Below are 1,328 nucleotides of genomic sequence, written 5' to 3'. Positions count from 1 at the left end.
ATTCTATGGGAGCTATCATAAAAGGCGCTGGTACCGAGACGATCCGGATTGAGGGTGTCAGTGAGATGCACGGCTGTCGCCATTCCATCATTCCTGACCGGATCCAGGCTGGAACCTATATGATAGCAGCTGCTGCAACACGCGGCGATGTATTGATTGACAACGTCATTCCCAAGCACCTTGAAGCTCTAACGGCGAAGTTGATCGAGATGGGCGTAGGCATTGAGGAACTGGATGAGAGCATTCGCGTGATCGGTAAAGAACGCTATAATCATGTTGATGTGAAGGCGCTTATCTATCCTGGATTTGCCACAGATCTTCAATCCCCGATGACCAGTCTCTTAACGCAGGCGGAGGGAGTCAGTGTGCTTAGTGATTTTGTATATAGCAATCGGTTTAAGCATGTGCCCGAACTGGTGCGCATGGGTGCCAAGATCCGTGTGGAAGGGCGTTCTGCCATTATTGAGGGAGGACCACTGAACGCAGCCAAGGTCAAGGCAACGGACCTGCGGGCAGGTGCCGCGCTTGTGATTGCCGGCCTTACGGTTCCCGAAGGGATAACGGAGGTCAGCGGAGTAGAGTTCATCGATCGAGGGTATGACCATTTAGTCACCAACCTGCGTCTACTAGGTGCAGATGTGTGGCGGGAGACAGAGGAAGAATGACTTTTTTTCTAGTTCAAATGGGGGATTATGTGGGCTAGACTGCATATCTCCCTTTGATTTGGGTAATGCTCCTAGTAGTGTCCTCATAGAATAATAGACTTCAAGATCAGCATAGGATTGCTGTGACAGAAACAAAAAATTGAATAGGTGGTTATTGAATGGATTTGCAAATTTCCGATTTGGAAGGCATGAAGCTGACGGATCTGTATAAGCTGGCCAAGAAGCATCAGATTCCTTATTATGGTCAGTTGAAGAAGAAAGAATTAATATTCGCTATTCTCCGGGCGCAGGCTGAACAGAGCGGCTTAATGTTCATGGAGGGCGTGCTTGAGATTTTGCCAGAGGGATATGGGTTTCTACGACCGATTAATTATCTTCCCAGCACCGAGGATATCTACATCTCGGCATCCCAGATACGAAAATTCGATCTACGAACAGGAGATCTCGTATCAGGCAAGTGTCGAACACCGAAAGAGAATGAACGCTATTTTGGGTTACTGCAAGTAAATGCCGTCAATGGTGAGAATCCATCTGTAGCAGCGGAACGTTTACACTTCCCAGCTCTGACTCCTCTTTATCCGCAAGAAAAGCTAGTTCTGGAAACATCCCCTAATCATTTATCAACCCGCATCATGGATTTGCTGGCCCCAGTAGGCTTAGGAC

Annotated in this window: 1 protein-coding gene and 1 pseudogene; both read left to right on the top strand. The window is 48.0% G+C overall.

Features of this window, described 5'->3' with window-relative positions:
- A pseudogene (locus ACFRAK_RS28945) lies at nt 1-665 on the top strand (UDP-N-acetylglucosamine 1-carboxyvinyltransferase); the annotation flags it as partial.
- A gap of 158 nt (nt 666-823) precedes the next feature.
- On the top strand, nt 824-1,328 hold a 505-nt coding region (locus ACFRAK_RS28940; RefSeq protein ID WP_394573189.1), incomplete at its 3' end, for a Rho termination factor N-terminal domain-containing protein.

The sequence above is a fragment of the Peribacillus sp. NPDC056705 genome (genome assembly GCF_043656335.1).
This window is presented reverse-complemented; position numbering and strand designations above follow the sequence as displayed.